This window comes from Maritimibacter alkaliphilus HTCC2654 (genome assembly GCF_000152805.1).
Taxonomy (GTDB): domain Bacteria; phylum Pseudomonadota; class Alphaproteobacteria; order Rhodobacterales; family Rhodobacteraceae; genus Maritimibacter; species Maritimibacter alkaliphilus.
The window spans coordinates 3,393,239-3,409,360 of the sequence record NZ_CH902578.1 but is presented as its reverse complement, the minus strand read 5'-3'; the positions used below and the strand labels follow the sequence as shown (position 1 = coordinate 3,409,360).

Here is a 16,122-nt window from a genome sequence, read left to right as displayed (position 1 = left end):
ACTGTGGTTCGTTGGTTCGCTTTAACATACTCGGGGCACGCTCTGTCGACATCGGTGACCTAACGGCGCGCCCCGGGATTGGTTCCCTCTACCCGGCAGACTTCGCAAGCAAATCGGCGTTACCGCCCGCGGCTGTGGTATCCACGCACAGGTGCCGCTCGTGGCAGACATGCGCGCGGTCGGGATGGCCGGTGATCAGCGGCACGATCGCGCCCTTACGCGCCGCCAGCGCCTTGGCATAGATGCGCGCCGTGTCGGCCTCGCCCCACCAGATCGCGCCCGAGAAACCGTCGAGCGTGACCAGAGCTTCCGGCGTCAGCTCCCCCTCCGGCACGACGGCTTCGCCGCCAAGGGCGCGCACCGCCTGCGCCTGCGCCTCGGCGGCGCGGGTGCCGGGCCCAAGGCACAGGATCGGCGGACGCGTCCAGTGCGTCAGGCGGTTCAACTCCCCGGTCGGGCCGGGCAGCAACTCCTCCGACACCACCTGGTCCCTGTGATCGGACAGGGCGCGTTTCACCGCGGGCGTCTCGGCAATGATCTCCCACGTCTGATCGGCCATCGGGGTGGGCGACGCGGTGAAGCGAGCGACATAATTCGGCCCGCCCGCCTTCGGACCCGTGCCAGACAGCCCCTCGCCGCCGAACGGCTGACTGCCGACAATTGCGCCGATCTGGTTGCGGTTCACATAGGCGTTCCCGACACGAATACGGCGCGACAGGTTTTCGACCCGCCCGTCGATGCGGGTGTGCAGGCCGAAGGTCAGGCCGAACCCCCGCGCGTTGATGTCGTCGATCACCCGGTCGATATCCTCGGCCCGGAACGTCGCCACATGCAGCACGGGGCCGAACACCTCGCGCTCCAGATCCGCGATACCGCCCACCTCGATCAGCGTCGGCGCGACGAAGGTGCCCGTCTCGGGCGCCGCCACCCGATGCAGCACCCGCGCCGTGTGTGCCTCGACATAGGCTTCGATCCCCGCCTTGGCGTCGGCGTCGATCACCGGCCCCACGTCCGTCGACAGATGCCACGGATCGCCCAGCGCCAGCTCGTCCATCGCGCCCTTGAGCATTTCGATCAGCGTCGGCGCCACGTCCTCCTGCACGTAAAGACACCTGAGCGCCGAACAGCGTTGCCCCGCCGACTGGAAGGACGAGGCGACGATGTCGCGCACCGCCTGTTCGGGCAGAGCGGTGGAATCCACGATCATCGCATTCAGCCCGCCGGTTTCCGCGATCAGCGGCGCACCGGGGGCGAGGTGTTCGGCCATCGCGCCCTGAATGACCCGCGCCGTTTCGGTGGACCCCGTGAACACCACGCCATCTACCCGCGCATCCGAGGTGAGTGTCGCCCCCACCGTGGCCCCGTCGCCCGGCACATATTGCAGCGCGCTGCGCGGCACCCCCGCCTCGTGCATCAAACGCACGGCCATCGCGGCGACGAGCGGCGTCTGCTCGGCGGGTTTGGCGATGACCGCGTTGCCTGCGGCCAGAGCGGCGGCGATCTGCCCGGTGAAGATCGCGAGCGGGAAGTTCCACGGGCTGATCGCCGCGATGACGCCGCGCGGGCCTGCCGTCAGCTTTTCGCCCTCGTTCGCGTAATAGCGCAGGAAATCGACCGCCTCGCGCAATTCCCCCACCGCATCGGGGATCGTCTTGCCCGCCTCCCGGTGAAGCGCGGCGAAAAGCGGGCCAAGCGCATCCTCATAGAGATCGGCCGCCCGGCGCAGGATCGCCGCGCGTTCGGCGGCGGTCGCCTCCCACGGTGCAGCCCCGGCGAGCGCCCGTTCGACGCTGTCGGCGTCCGCATCGGTCACGGTCGCAATGCCCTCTCCCGTCGCCGGGTTGACGATCTGCCGGTCCGTGCCCGTTCCCAGACGGTCCGACAGGATCGGCTTGGCCCCCGGCATCTCGATCTCGCGCACCTCGTAGATGCGCGCGAGCGTCGCCGCGTCGGACAGGTCGTAGCCTTGCGAATTCAGCCGCCCGGCCCCGAAAATCGCGGACGGTTTCGCCAGAACTTCGGCCCGCTTCACCTCGCTCACCTGCGTGATCGGATCGGCGGCGATGGTTTCCGGTGGCACGTCCTCGTCCACGATCTGATTCACGAAGCTGGAATTCGCGCCGTTCTCCAGAAGCCGCCGGACGAGGTAAGCGAGCAGATCGCGGTGCGCCCCCACGGGTGCATAGATGCGGCAGCGCGTGCCGTTTTCGCGCATCACGATGTCATGCAGCCCCTCGCCCATCCCGTGCAGGCGCTGGAATTCGTAATCCACCCCCTCGGCCATGTGCAGGATCGCGGCGACGGTATGGGCGTTGTGCGTGGCGAACTGCGGATAGAGCCGGTCGGCATATCCGATCAGCTTGCGGGCATTGGCCAGATAGCTCACATCGGTCGCGGGCTTGGTCGTGAACAGCGGAAAGCCCGGATGTCCCTCGACCTGCGCGTGCTTCATCTCGGTGTCCCAGTAGGCCCCCTTGACCAGCCGCACCATGATCTTGCGGTCCAGCGCCTCGGCGGTGGCGTGAAGCCAGTCGATCACCGCCCCCGCGCGTTTGCCATAGGCCTGCACGACGACGCCGAAACCGTTCCAGCCGTGCAAGGCGGGATTGCTCAGAACCGCCGCGATCACCTTGAGCGACAGCGCCAGCCGATCCTGTTCCTCGGCGTCGATGTTCAAGCCGATGTTGGCTTCGGCGGCCTGGCGGGCAAGATCGGTGACGATCGGCACAAGCTCCCGCATCACGCGGTCTTCCTGCGCCACCTCGTAGCGGGGATGCAGCGCCGAGAGCTTGATCGAAATGCCGGGGCTTTCTGCCACCGGCTTGTCGCGGGCCACATGCCCCATGCGCTCGATGGCATGGGAATAGGCTTCGTGATAGCGCCGCGCATCGCGGGCGGTGCGCGCCGCCTCGCCCAGCATGTCGTAGGAATAGGTGTAGCCCTTGTCCTCCTGCTTCTTCGCCCGCTTGATCGCGTCTTCGATGGTCTCGCCCAGCACGAACTGGCGCCCCATCTCGCGCATCGCTTGGCCGACCGCGACCCGGATCACCGGCTCGCCCAGACGGCGCACCATGCCCCTGAGCGTGCCCGCAATGCCCGGCTGATGATCGTCCAGCACCCGGCCCGTCAGCATCAGCGCCCAGGTCGAGGCATTGACCAGCGGCGACGCCGCCTGCCCCATGTGCCGGCCCCAGTCGGACGGTGCGATCTTGTCTTCGATCAGCGCGTCGATGGTGTCCGGGTCCGGCACGCGGAGCAGCGCCTCGGCCAGACACATGAGCGCGACGCCTTCTTCCGTCGACAGGCCGTATTCGCCCAGAAACTGCTCCATGATCCCCGGTTTTTCGCCCTCGCGAATCTGGCGGACCAGCGCGACCGCCCGCGAGTGGATCGCCGCACGGTCCTTTGTGGACAGGCGGGCATCCACGATCAGGTCGGGGATCAGGTCGGCTTCGGGGGCGAATTTGGCGGTGTCGTCAAACGGGGTCATCAGCGTATCGCGCATCTAGGGCTCCTTTGGCGGCAGGATACCCTCTCAACGCTGGACTTATCGCCCTTGTTTCGCGATGTTGCAGGCGAAAGCACCGAAGTTGAGGATAATTTTGGACGATCAGAATACGTTGGACCCGATAGACAGGCGAATCCTGTCGGCCCTCACCGAAAACGCGCGCCTGTCCATCGTGGAACTCGCCCGGCGCGTCGGTCTGTCGAAAACGCCGGTGGCCGCGCGGGTGAAGGCGTTGGAGGATCGCGGGATCATCCTTGGCTACCGCGCGATCCTGTCACCCGAAAAGCTGGGTCTGGCCCATGTGGCCTATGTCGAGGTGCGGCTGCTCGACACCCGGCAGGCCGCGCTTCAGGAATTCAACGACGCCGCGCGACGGGTGCCGGAAATCGAAGAATGCTACATGATCGCGGGCGGGTTCGATTATCTGCTCAAGGTCCGCTCGCGCGACATCGTGGATTATCGCCGCGTGCTGGGCGAGACCATTTCTTCGCTGCCTCATGTCTCGTCCTCCTCCACCTACATCGCGATGGAGGCGGTGGTCGAACAAAGCTACGTCACGCTTTGAACCGGATCACGTAGTCGGCCTTGCGGGATCGGTCGCGCACCACGCGGGCATTGACCAGATCGTTGTTATGGGCGCGAAAGAGCGCGTCTTCGGGCGGATGGCCATGCCGCGTCCACCGCTCCACCAGACGGCGTTCAAGCTCATCCTCGTCGACCTCGAGCGTCACGGTCACGTCCCACAGGCGCGCAAGCTCGCGCCACGGGTCGTCGTCGAGCAAAAGGTAGTTGCCTTCGACCACGAAGATATGGGTATCCGGCGCGATCCGCCCCCCTTGCGGGACCACCGCATCGGCGACCCGGTCGAAGGTCGGGTAATGCGCCTGCTGGCCGCTCGCCAGCGCACGCACGAAGCGCACGAACCCTGCCGCGTCGAAGGTTTCGGGCGCCCCCTTGCGTTCGAGCGTGCCTTGCGCGGCGAGCGTCGCGTTGTCCATGTGGAAACCGTCCATCGGAATCCACTGGGCCTGCGGCAAGGCGCCCGCAAGCGTCTCGGCCAGTGTCGATTTGCCGGACCCCGGCGCACCCACCACGGCGACGAGCACGCGGGAACGCCCGACGGAAGTTCGGCGCAGAAGGTCGGCAAGGTCGGTTTCGCTGATCTCGGTCATGTAACGACACTGCCGCCGTCGCGGGTTCTGCGCAAGTCACTCGGCAGCGAGGGCGAAATCCGCGCGCGCCGCGATGAGCCGCAGGGCGAGTGCGCCGGACAGATAGGCGATCCGGCCCCCGCAGATCGTCCCCTCAACCGCCCGGGTCGCGGCGTTCAGGATGGTCAGGTCCGCACGAAGCCCCGTCTCGATCCGACCCCGGTCCTCAAGCCGCATGATCCGCGCGGGCCCGGTGGAAATCATCGCCCAGGCCTCGGCGAATCCACGCGTGCCGCTATCGACCAGCGCAAAAACCGCCTCGACCAGAGCCGCAGGGTGATCGCGCGAGGCCAGCGCCTCCCCCATCCCCTTGGACAAAAGCGCCATGGTCGACACGCCGCCCGCACGCGGCCCGGCCCCGAGGACATCGGCGGCGCAGAACACGATGGGGTTTCGGTTGCACCGCGCCACCGCCGCCGCCCCTGCGCGCAGCGGAAACTCGGCCAGCCGCGCGCCCAGCGTTCCCATCCGTTCGCGCGTCTCGCCGTCCGGGTCGTCATGGCTGCCGTATATCACGCCCAGCCGGTCGAAGGCCTCGGCCAGCGCCAGCAGGTGACGCGGCACATCCGGCGCGGCATCCTTGGCCATGCGCAGGCGGCGGATGAACTCCTCCGGCCTGCGCCCCTCGGCCTCGGCCCATGCGACCAGCTTGTGCGACGCTCGGTGCGACATCGCGATCGCTTCGGGCAGCCCGTCGGTGAAGACCACCTGATCCACCTCATGCGCGGTCACGGCGGCGATCAGCGCCTCGCGCGTTTCCGGCATATGCGTCTCGACCCGCAGTTGCAGCCTGAGATCGCAAAGCGCCCGGCGCCGCGCCATGGCCAGCGCCGCCAGCGTATCCATCGCGGCCTCGGGGCTGCCGGCACCGCCCTTCCACGACCAGCCCTGCGCGATCCAGCCCGTCGTGATGCCATGCGCCGCCGCCTCGCGGTCCAAGGCGGCAAAGGCGGCCCCGTTGGTCAGCGCGCCCGCCCGGCCCAGCGGCCCCATGTTCAGATCGACGATCCCCGGCAGGACCAGATAGCCCGACAGGTCAACCTGCGGCGCATCGCCTTGCGCAATCCGCCCGTCCTTCAGGGCCACCGATCCGCGCGACAAGGCGCCGTCACGCAGCACCTCGGCGCCCGTGAACCTCAGCGGGGGGAGAGTTGTCATTTTCGAACCTGCGCTCAATTTCCAACTGAGATAACAGGTCTATGTGTCGCTCACATGACGTGCGGTCAGGTGTCGGCGGCGCTGGTTTCGACCAGGGTCTCCAAGAGCCCGGCGATCCATTCGGTATCGGCCGGGCGCGTCAGCGTCGGCGCGTGGCCGCAGTCGTCATAGACCGTCACACCGGGTTTGGGTCCGCGCGCCTTCATCGCCTCCGCGATCTCGGCGGTCAGCAGGTCCGATTGGCCGCCGCGCACCACATGGGTCGGCGCGGTGATGCGGTCGAACACCTCCCACAGGTTGGTCGAGGCGCGATCCCCGTCCAGCACCGCGATGATCCGAGGGTCGTAATGCAGCGTCAGCCGCCCGTCGGCCCTACGCCGCACGCTCGCCTCGGCCATGCGCCGCCAGAACGCATCGCTCGCCGGCCCGAACGGCAGATAGACCTCACGCAGCCAGGCCTCGGCCTGAGTCAGGGTTTCGAAGGTCGGCAGGTCGGCGGAATAGGTCACGATCCGGTCCAGCGCCGCATCCGGCACCTCCGGCCCGATGTCGTTGATGACGAGGGCCGAGATCCGGTGCGGTGCCACATCGCCCGCCACGGTCATGCCGATCTGTCCGCCCATCGACGTGCCGATCCACGCCGCGCGCTCGGCGCCGTAATGGTCGAACATCGCCACCGCCATGCGCGCGTAGTTGGGCAGCACGTAATCAGTCTCGGGCCGGTCGGACCACGTGGAATTGCCGCGCCCGATGGTGTCTGGGCAAACCACGAACCAGCGATCCGTCAGCGCCATCGCGAGCTCGTCGAAGTCGCGCCCGTTGCGGGCCAGCCCGTGCCACATCACCAAGAGCGGCTTGGTCGCATCGCCCCATTCCATGACGTGCAGTTCATGGCCGAGAAGCGGGAGGTAGACTGAACGCGGGGTCATTTCACCGCCCGCCGCTGGATGATCGTGCCCGCGATCCCGGCCGGAAAGAAATAGACCAGAAGAATGAAGATGATGCCGAGCCACAGAAGCCAGCGGTCGGGACTGAGAAGGTCGGGCAGAAGCGGCAGCGCCTCGGTCGCGTTCGCGGCGACCTCCATCAGGTCACGCAGGTAGTATTGCGCCATGACCATCAGCGTCGCACCGATCACCGCGCCCCACATGGTGCCCATGCCGCCGATCACGACCATCAGAAGGATGTCGATCATGATCGCGAAACTCAGCGTGGTGTCCGGCCCGGTGTATTTGAGCCATGTCGCATAGACCGCCCCCGCGAGCGCGGCGGCGGTCGCCGCGATGACGAACACGGCGGTGCGATAGGCGACGACGCGGTAGCCGATGCCTTCGGCCCGCGCCTCGTTCTCGCGGATCGCCTGAAGCACGGTGCCCAGGGGGCTGGCCACGATTCGCAGCATCGCCCAGAACAGAACCGCGCAGGAGATGAAGACGAAGTAATAGGCCGCGATCTTGCCGTTCATGCGCACGTCCATGATGCGAAGCACCTTACCCTCGTCATCCGTCAAAAGCTTGGTCGCGGGCTTGAAGATCGACTGGACGGAATAGGTGATCCCGTCCTCGCCGCCCGTGAAACTCGACAGTTGCGAGGCGAGCACAAGTGCCACGCTGGCGGCGGCAAGCGTGATCATGGCGAAGAAGATCGCCTTCACGCGCAGGGACAAAAGCCCGATCAGCACCGCGACGATGGCCGAGACCAGCACACCCGCCAGCACCCCGACCATCCAGTAGCCCCACGTGCTGTCGCCCTGCTTCATGGCGATGGCGACCCCGTAGGCCCCGAAGCCGAAGAACATGGTATGCGCGAAACTCACGATTCCGGTGTAGCCGATCAGGAGGTCATAGCTCGCCACCAGCACGATGAAGACGGCGATCCGCGCGGCGACCTCGATCTGGCGCACGTCCTGAAACAGGAAGGGCGAGAACAGGAGCAGCCCCCAGATGCTGAGCGCAATGATCTTGACGGTGATTTTGCCGTTCATGGTCCCCTCCCTCACTTGATCTTCACCGCCGGGGCAAGGCCGTAGGGCCGCCACAGCAGAATGACCATCATCAGGATCATGTTGGATGCGAGCGCGAGTTTGGGGGCGAGGAAGCCCACGTAGTTCTGCATCAGCGCGACCACGATCGCCCCCAGCAGCGTGCCCTGAATGGACCCGAGCCCGCCGATGATGACGACGATGAAGACGATCACCATCATCTCGGCGCCGAGCGCGGGGGTGATGATCGTCTCATACCCCGCCCACATGGCCCCTCCCATCGCGGCCAGCGCCGACCCCAGCATGAAGACCCCGATGAACAGGCGGTCGATCTTGAAGCCCAGCGCCTCGACCATCTCGCGGTTTTCGACGCCCGCCCGGATCAGCAGGCCCATGCGGGTGCGGTTGAGCAGCACGAAAAGCCCGCCATAGACGAGAGCGCCTAGGCAGAAGGCGAACAGGCGATAGACCTCCAGCGACGAGTTGCCGACGATGATCGCGCCCTCAAGGAAATGCGGGCGCGGCACGTTCACGGGCGAGCCGCCCCATGTCGCGAGGATCAGTTGCTCGGCCACGATCAACGCGCCCATGGTGATGAGGATCTGACGCAAGTGGTCGGAATAGACCGGCTTGACGATGACCCGCTCGAAAAACCAGCCCAGCGCCGCGCCGAAGACGACGGCGGCAGCGATGGCGAAGACCAGCGCGAGGCTGTTCAGAAGGATGCTGTCGGAGCCGAGCCAGCCGCCGAAATAGGCCAGCACGCTCGCCGCGACGAAGGCCCCGAAGCTCACGAAAGCCGAGTGGCCGAAGTTCAGCACGTCCATCAGGCCGAAGACGAGGCTCAGACCCGAGGCCATGAGAAAGATCATCAGACCCATCGACAGCCCGGCCACGGTCAGCGTCAGCCACGAAGACGGCGCGCCGATCAAGACGAAGGCGATGATGGCGAGGATGACGGGGAGCCAGAAGACACCCCCGAAACGGTCGAGCATACCCATCAGGCGAGCCTCCTCGGATGAATGTAAGCGAAGGCTCGATCGCCCGAACGCGCGGAATCAAGGCCGCAGGCCGCCGCGCGAGTGCCGGACCGTCCCGCGGTCTGGCGCTTGGGTTCTGTAGACGCTTCGCTCAGATGTTTTTCGGACATGGCACTATAAAGCGCCTTGTTCGGCTGTCGGTGCGCCAGCCCCCGGTCCGGCGCTCCCGCTCTGTTTCCACATCGGACCAAGACCATCACCCCGCCTCCATCGAAAGGCTCAGAAGCCGGTTCTGAAGTTCGGTGTCCGCCACGAAATCGGCCATGGTCCCGGTATGAACCACCCGCCCGTCATCGATCACCGCCATGTCCCGGCCCAGCGACTTGGCGAAGGCGAAATTCTGTTCGACCAGCAGGATCGTGGTCTGGGCCGAAATCTCGCGAAACGCCTCGCCCATCGCGGCGATGATCGACGGGGCCAGCCCCTTGGTCGGCTCGTCGATCAGGATCAGGTCGCGCGGCTCGATGATGGCGCGGGCCACGGCGAGCATCTGTTTCTGCCCGCCCGACAGGCTCCAGGCTTGCTTGTCCCAGAACTGCTCCAGCGCCGGGAACAGTTCATAGACGCGCTTCAGGCGGGTCTGGTCGAATTTGCCGTTGGCGGTCGCGAGCACCATGTTCTCGGCCACGGTCAGCCCGCCGAAAATCCCCATGTTTTCAGGGACAAAGGCGATGCCTTTCTTCGCGATGTCCGAGGTGTGCATCCCGGCGATCTGCTCGCCGCGGAAGCTCACCGATCCCGGCGAGGGCTGCCACAGTCCCATGATCGCGCGCAGGGTCGTGGTCTTGCCCGCGCCGTTGCGGCCCAGAAGGACGAAAACGCCGCCTTCGGGCACGTCGAAGGTCACGCCGTGCAGCACGGAATACTGCCCGATCGAGACGTCCATATTCTGAATGGAAAGCAGGCTCATGCCATCTCCCCCGCATTGCCGAGATAAACGTCGCGCACCACCTGCGAGGACATCACCTCGGTCGGGTCGCCGTCGGCGATCAGCTCGCCGTTGTGAAGCACGATGATCCGGTCCGCGAGCGCGCGCACCACGTCCATCTTGTGCTCGACGAGGAGCACGGTTTTCGTGTGGTCGTGCTTGATCTCGGCGATGAGGTCGAGCACGTCCGGCGTATGGTCGAGGCTCATGCCCGCGGTGGGTTCGTCGAACATGTAGATGTCCGGTTCCATCGCCATCAGGAGCGCCACTTCCAGCTTGCGCTGATCCCCATGGGGCAGCGCGGCGGCGGGCAGATCGGCCTTGTTTTCAAGCTTCGCAGCGGCGAGATAGCGTTCGGCGCGCGAGGTGAGTTCGGTGAGTTTGGAAACCGGTGAGAAAAACCGGCGACCATCGCCCGACTGGGCCTGAACGGCCAACCGGATGTTCTCGATCACGCTCAGGCGGGGAAACAGGTTGGTCAGCTGGAACGCGCGGCCGACACCGTGGCGGGCGCGGGTCGAGGCGGGCATCCGGGTCAGGTCGATCCCGTCCTTCGTCACGGTCCCCTCGGAGGGCGTCAACTGCCCGGATATCATGTTGAAATAGGTCGTCTTGCCGGCGCCGTTCGGGCCCACGATCACCGTCAACTCGCCGGGGCGAAAGTCGCAGGTGACGGCGTTCACAGCCGTATGGCCGCCGAACCGGATCGTGAGATCCCGGGTGGAAAGCGAAGCTTGGGTCATGTCGGAAAGGGTCTTTTCAGGGGTGTGTCCCGGCCGGGGATGCAGGGCCGGCCGGGACGGGACGATCAGTTTTCGCGACCGATCGGAATGTCCATCATGTCGGGCGTGATGATCTCGACCTTCTCGGGGATCGCCCAAGCCACGTCGTCATCGACCCGGATCTTGAAGTGCAGCATGGATTGCAGCGCCTGATGATCTTCGGGGCGGAAGGTCATTTCACCCTTCGGCGTGTCCCAGGACATGCCTTCCATCGCGGCGATCAGCCCTTCGGTGTCGAGCGTTTCGGCGGTGTTCAGCGCCTTGACCACGGCAAGCGCGGCGGCCATGCCACCTGCGGTGAAGAAGTCGGGCGGACCGTCGAAGCGCGCCTGATGCTCTTCCACGAGCCAGTCGTTGATCGGGTTATCGAAGGCTTCGTAGTAGTAATACACCGCGCCCTCCATGCCCGGGTAGGCCTTGTAGCCGACCATCGCGGGCAGGATGTTCCCGCCGAACGACAGTTCGATCCCGAAGCGCGAGGGGTCCATCGCCTGAAGCTTGCCCGGCGCGTCGCCCGACCCGGCCACGTAGATCAGGATGACCTTGCGACCCTCTTGATCCTTGAGCGCGTTGAACATGCGCTCGCCCACGGCGGTGTAGTCGGTGGTTCCCTGCGGCACGTATTCCTCGGTCACGACCGTGGCGCCAGTGCCTTCGAGCGCCGATTTGAACGCGGCGATCCCGTCACGACCGAAGGCGTAGTCCTCGGCCAGCGTGGCGACATAGAGGTTTTCGTCCGGCTTCAGCGCGAGCGCCTGCGCCTGCATGTCCATCGACGAGTTGCGCGAGGTCTTGAACACGTAGCGGTTCGAATCCGGCCCAGTGAGGCTGTCAGCCACCGCCGGTTCCACGAGCAGGATGCGCTCGTATTCCTCGGCGATGGGCAGAAGGCCCGTGGTCACGCCCGACGAGGTGGCGCCGACGGCCAGCAGAACTTCGTCATCGGCATAGGCTTCGGCCAGCACGGCGCGCGCCACGTCCGGCTTGAACTGCGTGTCCTTGTAGATGATCTCGATGGGGCGACCGTTCACCTCCATCGTGCCATCGGTGGCGTATTCGAGGCCAAGCTCGAACCCGGTGTGGGTCTGCTTGGAAAATGCCTCGAGCGGGCTGCCCGACATGCCGTGGACGAGTGCGATCTTGATCGGATCGGCATCCTGCGCGGCGGCAGGAACGGCAAGGCCGGCAGCAAGGGTCAACGCGGCGAATGCGCGTTTCATGATAGTCATGGAATGTCCTCCCTTTTCCCGTCGCATGGTTGTGCCTGCACGGGATCGTTCATATCGTGGCATGAACCTCGCTTTTTGGGATGGGTCTGAGCAAGTTGGGGAAAATACGTATAGATCAGGCATATGCCACCGGCGACTTCGCGGGTCTGGCCTTCGAATACGCGCCCGTCGGCCTCGTCATCACCGAGAGCCGGGTGATCCGCAGTTGCAATCCCGAGTTCGAGCGCATGTTCGGATATGGCGCGGGCGAGCTTGTCGATCAGTCGTTTCAGGTGCTCTACCCGACGCCGGAGGAGTTCGCGAAGATCCGCGACCGGGGTGTCGATCAGTTGCGCACAACCAACACCTATTGGGACGAACGCGTGATGGCGCGCAAGGACGGGTCGCTGTTCTGGTGCCGGACGCGCGGCCATTCCCTGACGCCCGAGGGCGACCCGCTGAACCGCGCCGTCTGGAGTTTCGCGGACCTGTCCGGTCACCGCCCCTATCAGCCGCTCACCCGGCGCGAAACCGAGGTGGTGAACCTTCTGGCCGAGGGCATGACGTCGAAGGAAATCGCGCGCGAGCTTGAGATCAGCCCGCGCACGGTCGAAGTGCACCGGGCCAAGCTGCAAAAGAAGTTCGGGGTGACCAACACCAACGCGCTCTTGCACGCCATGTCGGGCGTGCCGCCCGAGCGGATCGTCGCCCGCTAGGCCAGTAGTTTCGTCATCAGGATCGCATCGACCGCCGCGCCGTCCGGGCGCGGATAATACCCCCGGCGCCGCCCGTTCTCGACCCACCCTGCGGCAAGGTAGAGCGCAATCGCCGCGGTGTTGTCGGCGGCGACTTCGAGGAACGCGGTTTCGCCATCACGATCCTGCACGGCACGTTCGAAGGCGGCGAGCAACGCCCGGCCTTCGCCCCTCCGGCGGGCTTCGGGTGCGACCGCAAGCGTGACCAGTTCCGCCTCTCCCGCAATCGCGCGCCCGACGGCGAAGCCCGCGTCGGTGTACACCGCGAAACCGCCCGGCCCACCGACCAACCCGGAAAGTTCCAGCGCCGACCATGCCCGGCCATCGGGAAAGGCGGCCGCGTAGATGTCCGCCATCCGCTCCGGTGTCACGGCAGGATCACCGGAGGCGGGTCGCTGGCCGGGGCGGCATCGGCCCCCCGGATGTAAAGCGGGGCGGGGCGCGCAAGCTCGGCACCCGATGCCAGGCGGTCGGCGGCGATCTGGGCGATGCGGGTCACGAGCGTCTCGGCAGGCACGGGACCGGCGACCGGGTGGTCGTCGCCCACCGCGTCCGCCGCATCCAGACGGGGCGACAGGTCGCCGCCGCCGAAATCCTGCGCATAGACCATCCCGCGCCGGGCATCCGCCACAGCGCGGCAAGGCCGCGGGTAACCCAGCGCCTGCGCCTCCAAGGTCGAGACGCCGATGGCGGGTTTGCCGAGGCCCAGCGCCAGCCCGCGCGCGGCGGAGACGGCGATGCGGATGCCGGTGAAGTTGCCCGGCCCTACGCCGACCGCCACCGCGTCGAGATCGTCGAAGGATAGCCCGGCCGTCGTCATCACGTCCTGCAACAGGGGCATCAGGCGTTCGGCCTGCCCCTTGGCCATCGCCTCCACCGTAACCTGCGTGATCGCCCCGCCCACAAGCAAAGCGGCCGCGCAATGCGCGGCCGATGTGTCGAAAGCTAGGATCGTCGGGTCAGACCGCAACCGGCCGCACCTCGGTCACTTCCGGGATGTAGTGTTTGAGCAGGTTCTCGATCCCCATCTTCAGCGTGAGCGTCGAGGACGGGCAGCCCGCACAGGCGCCCTGCATGTGAAGATAGACCACGCCGCGTTCGAACCCGTGGAAGGTGATGTCGCCCCCGTCCTGCGCCACGGCGGGCCGCACGCGGGTATCGAGCAGGTCCTTGATCTGAACCACGATCTCGGCATCCGGGCCGTCATGTTCGGCATGGGCCGCTTCGCGCGGACCCTCGCCCATGACCGGCGCACCGGACTGGAAATGCTCCATGATCGCGCCGAGGATGGCGGGTTTCACGTGGTCCCACTCGACATCGTCGGCCTTGGTCACGGTCACGAAATCGGTCCCGAAGAAGACGCCTTTCACCCCGTTCACCGCAAAGACGCGTTGCGCCAGCGGCGACTTGGCCGCGGCCTCGGCACTCGGGAAATCGGCGGTCCCCGCCTCAAGAACTTCCTGACCGGGAAGAAACTTCAGCGTCGCCGGATTCGGTGTGGACTCGGTTTGAATGAACATTTGCACAGCCTTTCTGTCGGGTATTCATATGAGCTTGGAATCGTTCCAAGTCAACCCGACCGGTTCCCTCTTCCCTTTTGCCGCCAATCACGATTGATGGAGGCATGACCGATCACCTCAAAGGCCTTCTCATCACCTTCACGGGCGTCCTGTTCATCCTGCCCGACAGCCTGTTCGTCCGTCTCATCGGCACCGACGGTGTGACGGTGGCGTTCTGGAAGGCGCTGCTCATCGGGCTGGTGCTGGGCCTTGGCCTGCTCGTCACCCGTGGCCCCGGCGTCTACCGCACCACCTTCGCCGCAAGCCCGCTCGTCTGGGTCTATGCCGCCACTTCGGGCGCGAGCGGCGCGCTGTTCGTCATCGCCGTCGCGCATACCTCGATCGCGAACGTGGTCTTCATCGTCGCGGCCATGCCCCTCGCCTCGGCGCTGTTCTCGCGCATCGCATTGGGCGAGGCGATCTCCCGGCGCACGGCGCTCACCATGGCCGTGGTCCCGGTCGGCATCGCGCTGATCGCCTTCGGCTCGGGCGAGACCGAGGGCGCCTCGCTCAAGGGCGACCTGATCGCGGTCGGGATCGTCATCGTGTTCTCGATCGGCCTGACCGTCGCGCGCAAACTGCGCCCGGTCTCGGTCGTCCCGGCCATTCCGGCGGGGATGCTGGGCGCGGCACTGGTTCTTTTTCCCTTCGCCACCCCGTTGTCGGTCCCCGCGGACGACTGGATCTGGGTCGCACTCCACGGGGGGTTCTTCGTCACCGTCTCGACCGCGCTTCTGGCGACCGGACCGCGCTTTCTGCCCTCGGCGGAGGTCGCGCTTCTGCTTCTGGTCGAAAGCGTCCTCGCCCCGGTGCTCGCATGGGTGGTGGTGGGCGAAGACCCCGGCAAATGGGCGCTGATCGGTGGCGCGGTGGTGATCGGCGCCCTCGCCGTATCGAACGGCATCGCGCTGGTTCAGGGCCGCCGGGTCGCCGTCAAACCCGGACCGCCCCGCGCGTAGGGATGATCGCGACGCTGGCGACCAAAAGGCCCGCCGCCACGCCCGGCAACAGCCAGTCGTCGCGCACCGCCTGCGTCGCCACGATCTCGCTGCAGCTGCGAAGGTTCATGATGATCTGGATGTAGATCAGCAGGGCGACCCCGTGCACGATCGCCTCCCAGAGCGGCACCGGGCGCGCCAGCCGCACGAGACGCAAAAGCATACTGGGCAGGAACACCACGATCAGCGAAAAGAACACCTGATCGTCGCTGCCCGCACCAGTGAGCGACGTGCAATCGAACAGCCCGCCGTCCGCCTGCCGCGCATACATCCCGGTGGTCTCGTCTATGGCCAGCCCCATGGCGGCGACGAACGCCCCACACATCGCGGCGAGGTAGATGAGAGACAGCCAGACCCGGCTCAGGTGATGCTCTCCAGCCGCTCCTTGGACATCTCGCCCGGAACGATGGTCAGCGGCACCGGCAGGTTCGCCGCCGCCCGGGTGAGCGCGGTGACCAGCGGCCCCGGCCCCTTCTTGCCGGACCCGGCGCCCAGCACCACGACCCCCACATCCGGGTCTTCACGCACTTGGGCCAGAAGCTCTTCGACCGCCTCTCCTTCGCGGATCACGAGTTCGGGGTTCACCCCCTGCTTGTCGCGCATCCACTTGGCGAACACCTCGTAATGCGCCTCGATCCGCTCGCGGGCTTCTTCGCGCATGACGGCTCCGACACCGAGCCAGTGGTTGAATTCCTCGGGCGGAATGATCGACAGGATCTCGACCCCGCCGCCCGTGTTGGCCGCCCGCATCGCGGCGAAGCGCATCGCGTTCAGACACTCGCGGCTGTCGTCCAGAACCACCAGAAACTTGCGCATGGATCACTCCCCTCGACCGTCCGGATCATGACGCAGCACCCGCAACCGATCAATGTTCTTCTTCGTTTTCTAAATACTTCGGGAGGTCTGGAGGGCTGGCCCTCCAGAGCCGCCAACGGCGGCTGCCACCGCGACGGCCCGACGCAGTCGGGGCGGCGCAAATCCTGCGCGGGGCTTC

The 16,122-nt window shown here is 66.3% G+C and carries 17 protein-coding genes; 3 read left to right on the top strand and 14 right to left on the bottom strand.

Annotation, left to right across the window (positions count from 1 at the left end):
• Window positions 1-88: 88 nt before the first annotated feature.
• A complete protein-coding gene (putA, locus tag RB2654_RS17725; protein ID WP_008334398.1) occupies window positions 89-3,505 on the bottom strand; it encodes a bifunctional proline dehydrogenase/L-glutamate gamma-semialdehyde dehydrogenase PutA in 3,417 nt (1,138 codons plus the stop codon).
• Between the two features lie 97 nt (window positions 3,506-3,602).
• Between putA and RB2654_RS17720 the strand changes: the two genes are divergently transcribed.
• Window positions 3,603-4,073, top strand: a complete 471-nt coding sequence (locus RB2654_RS17720) for an Lrp/AsnC family transcriptional regulator (protein WP_008334397.1) — start codon at window positions 3,603-3,605, stop codon at window positions 4,071-4,073.
• Here RB2654_RS17720 and RB2654_RS17715 read toward each other — a convergent pair.
• The 8 genes from RB2654_RS17715 to RB2654_RS17680 form a co-directional block, all read right to left on the bottom strand.
• Window positions 4,063-4,680, bottom strand: coding sequence for a nucleoside/nucleotide kinase family protein (locus tag RB2654_RS17715; RefSeq protein ID WP_008334395.1), 618 nt, complete (start codon window positions 4,678-4,680; stop codon window positions 4,063-4,065). The genes RB2654_RS17720 and RB2654_RS17715 overlap by 11 nt on opposite strands.
• A 36-nt stretch (window positions 4,681-4,716) precedes the next feature.
• A complete protein-coding gene (locus RB2654_RS17710; protein WP_008334387.1) occupies window positions 4,717-5,877 on the bottom strand; it encodes an amidohydrolase family protein in 1,161 nt (386 codons plus the stop codon).
• Between the two features lie 65 nt (window positions 5,878-5,942).
• Window positions 5,943-6,806, bottom strand: a complete 864-nt coding sequence (locus RB2654_RS17705) for an alpha/beta fold hydrolase (RefSeq protein WP_008334386.1) — start codon at window positions 6,804-6,806, stop codon at window positions 5,943-5,945.
• Window positions 6,803-7,861 carry a branched-chain amino acid ABC transporter permease gene (locus RB2654_RS17700; protein ID WP_008334384.1) on the bottom strand — a complete coding sequence of 353 codons (1,059 nt, stop codon included), beginning with the start codon at window positions 7,859-7,861 and terminating at the stop codon, window positions 6,803-6,805. Before RB2654_RS17700 ends, RB2654_RS17705 begins: the two co-directional genes overlap by 4 nt.
• An 11-nt stretch (window positions 7,862-7,872) precedes the next feature.
• Window positions 7,873-8,859 carry a branched-chain amino acid ABC transporter permease gene (locus tag RB2654_RS17695; RefSeq protein ID WP_138421675.1) on the bottom strand — a complete coding sequence of 329 codons (987 nt, stop codon included), beginning with the start codon at window positions 8,857-8,859 and terminating at the stop codon, window positions 7,873-7,875.
• A gap of 235 nt (window positions 8,860-9,094) precedes the next feature.
• Window positions 9,095-9,808 (bottom strand): ABC transporter ATP-binding protein, encoded by a 714-nt coding sequence (locus RB2654_RS17690; RefSeq protein WP_008334380.1) that lies wholly within the window; start codon window positions 9,806-9,808, stop codon window positions 9,095-9,097.
• Window positions 9,805-10,569 (bottom strand): ABC transporter ATP-binding protein, encoded by a 765-nt coding sequence (locus RB2654_RS17685; protein WP_008334375.1) that lies wholly within the window; start codon window positions 10,567-10,569, stop codon window positions 9,805-9,807. The genes RB2654_RS17690 and RB2654_RS17685 overlap by 4 nt, the downstream gene beginning before the upstream one ends.
• A gap of 65 nt (window positions 10,570-10,634) precedes the next feature.
• On the bottom strand, window positions 10,635-11,828 hold the full coding sequence (locus tag RB2654_RS17680) for a substrate-binding domain-containing protein (RefSeq protein WP_008334372.1): 1,194 nt from the start codon (window positions 11,826-11,828) through the stop codon (window positions 10,635-10,637).
• An 89-nt stretch (window positions 11,829-11,917) separates the two neighbouring features.
• On the opposite strand from RB2654_RS17680, the gene RB2654_RS17675 reads away from it, so the two are divergent.
• Complete coding sequence (locus RB2654_RS17675; protein ID WP_008334370.1) at window positions 11,918-12,532, top strand: PAS and helix-turn-helix domain-containing protein; 615 nt, start codon at window positions 11,918-11,920, stop codon at window positions 12,530-12,532.
• On the opposite strand, the gene RB2654_RS17670 is transcribed toward RB2654_RS17675, so the two are convergent.
• Genes RB2654_RS17670 through RB2654_RS17660 form a run of 3 tightly spaced genes read right to left on the bottom strand, consistent with a single transcriptional unit; the run spans window position 12,529 to window position 14,091 of the window.
• The gene (locus RB2654_RS17670) at window positions 12,529-12,927 is read right to left on the bottom strand and encodes a GNAT family N-acetyltransferase (protein ID WP_008334368.1); all 399 of its coding nucleotides are present in this window, start codon (window positions 12,925-12,927) and stop codon (window positions 12,529-12,531) included. The two genes, RB2654_RS17675 and RB2654_RS17670, sit on opposite strands and share 4 nt — an antisense overlap.
• 11 nt (window positions 12,928-12,938) lie before the next feature.
• Window positions 12,939-13,541: a tRNA (adenosine(37)-N6)-threonylcarbamoyltransferase complex dimerization subunit type 1 TsaB gene (gene tsaB / locus RB2654_RS17665; protein WP_040885205.1), complete on the bottom strand. Its 603-nt coding sequence runs from the start codon at window positions 13,539-13,541 to the stop codon at window positions 12,939-12,941.
• The gene (locus tag RB2654_RS17660) at window positions 13,531-14,091 is read right to left on the bottom strand and encodes a NifU family protein (protein ID WP_008334363.1); all 561 of its coding nucleotides are present in this window, start codon (window positions 14,089-14,091) and stop codon (window positions 13,531-13,533) included. Before RB2654_RS17660 ends, tsaB begins: the two co-directional genes overlap by 11 nt.
• Before the next feature lie 104 nt (window positions 14,092-14,195).
• On the opposite strand from RB2654_RS17660, the gene RB2654_RS17655 reads away from it, so the two are divergent.
• Window positions 14,196-15,089, top strand: coding sequence for a DMT family transporter (locus RB2654_RS17655; protein WP_008334361.1), 894 nt, complete (start codon window positions 14,196-14,198; stop codon window positions 15,087-15,089).
• Here the strand turns inward: RB2654_RS17655 and RB2654_RS17650 are convergent.
• A complete protein-coding gene (locus RB2654_RS17650) occupies window positions 15,064-15,429 on the bottom strand; it encodes a hypothetical protein (protein ID WP_148912562.1) in 366 nt (121 codons plus the stop codon). The two genes, RB2654_RS17655 and RB2654_RS17650, sit on opposite strands and share 26 nt — an antisense overlap.
• A 59-nt stretch (window positions 15,430-15,488) precedes the next feature.
• A complete protein-coding gene (locus RB2654_RS17645) occupies window positions 15,489-15,944 on the bottom strand; it encodes a universal stress protein (RefSeq protein WP_008334356.1) in 456 nt (151 codons plus the stop codon).
• Window positions 15,945-16,122 lie beyond the last annotated feature (178 nt).

Coding starts and splice junctions, on each gene's coding strand:
- RB2654_RS17700 (WP_008334384.1), bottom strand. CDS start 7,861: ATGAACGGCAAAATCACCGTCAAGATCATTGCGCTCAGCATCTGGGGG.
- RB2654_RS17645 (WP_008334356.1), bottom strand. CDS start 15,944: ATGCGCAAGTTTCTGGTGGTTCTGGACGACAGCCGCGAGTGTCTGAAC.
- RB2654_RS17690 (WP_008334380.1), bottom strand. CDS start 9,808: ATGAGCCTGCTTTCCATTCAGAATATGGACGTCTCGATCGGGCAGTAT.
- RB2654_RS17705 (WP_008334386.1), bottom strand. CDS start 6,806: ATGACCCCGCGTTCAGTCTACCTCCCGCTTCTCGGCCATGAACTGCAC.
- RB2654_RS17695 (WP_138421675.1), bottom strand. CDS start 8,859: ATGGGTATGCTCGACCGTTTCGGGGGTGTCTTCTGGCTCCCCGTCATC.
- RB2654_RS17680 (WP_008334372.1), bottom strand. CDS start 11,828: ATGAAACGCGCATTCGCCGCGTTGACCCTTGCTGCCGGCCTTGCCGTT.
- RB2654_RS17675 (WP_008334370.1), top strand. CDS start 11,918: ATGGGTCTGAGCAAGTTGGGGAAAATACGTATAGATCAGGCATATGCC.
- RB2654_RS17715 (WP_008334395.1), bottom strand. CDS start 4,680: ATGACCGAGATCAGCGAAACCGACCTTGCCGACCTTCTGCGCCGAACT.
- RB2654_RS17650 (WP_148912562.1), bottom strand. CDS start 15,429: ATGGGGCTGGCCATAGACGAGACCACCGGGATGTATGCGCGGCAGGCG.
- RB2654_RS17710 (WP_008334387.1), bottom strand. CDS start 5,877: ATGACAACTCTCCCCCCGCTGAGGTTCACGGGCGCCGAGGTGCTGCGT.
- RB2654_RS17685 (WP_008334375.1), bottom strand. CDS start 10,569: ATGACCCAAGCTTCGCTTTCCACCCGGGATCTCACGATCCGGTTCGGC.
- RB2654_RS17670 (WP_008334368.1), bottom strand. CDS start 12,927: ATGGCGGACATCTACGCGGCCGCCTTTCCCGATGGCCGGGCATGGTCG.
- RB2654_RS17660 (WP_008334363.1), bottom strand. CDS start 14,091: ATGTTCATTCAAACCGAGTCCACACCGAATCCGGCGACGCTGAAGTTT.
- RB2654_RS17655 (WP_008334361.1), top strand. CDS start 14,196: ATGACCGATCACCTCAAAGGCCTTCTCATCACCTTCACGGGCGTCCTG.
- putA (WP_008334398.1), bottom strand. CDS start 3,505: ATGCGCGATACGCTGATGACCCCGTTTGACGACACCGCCAAATTCGCC.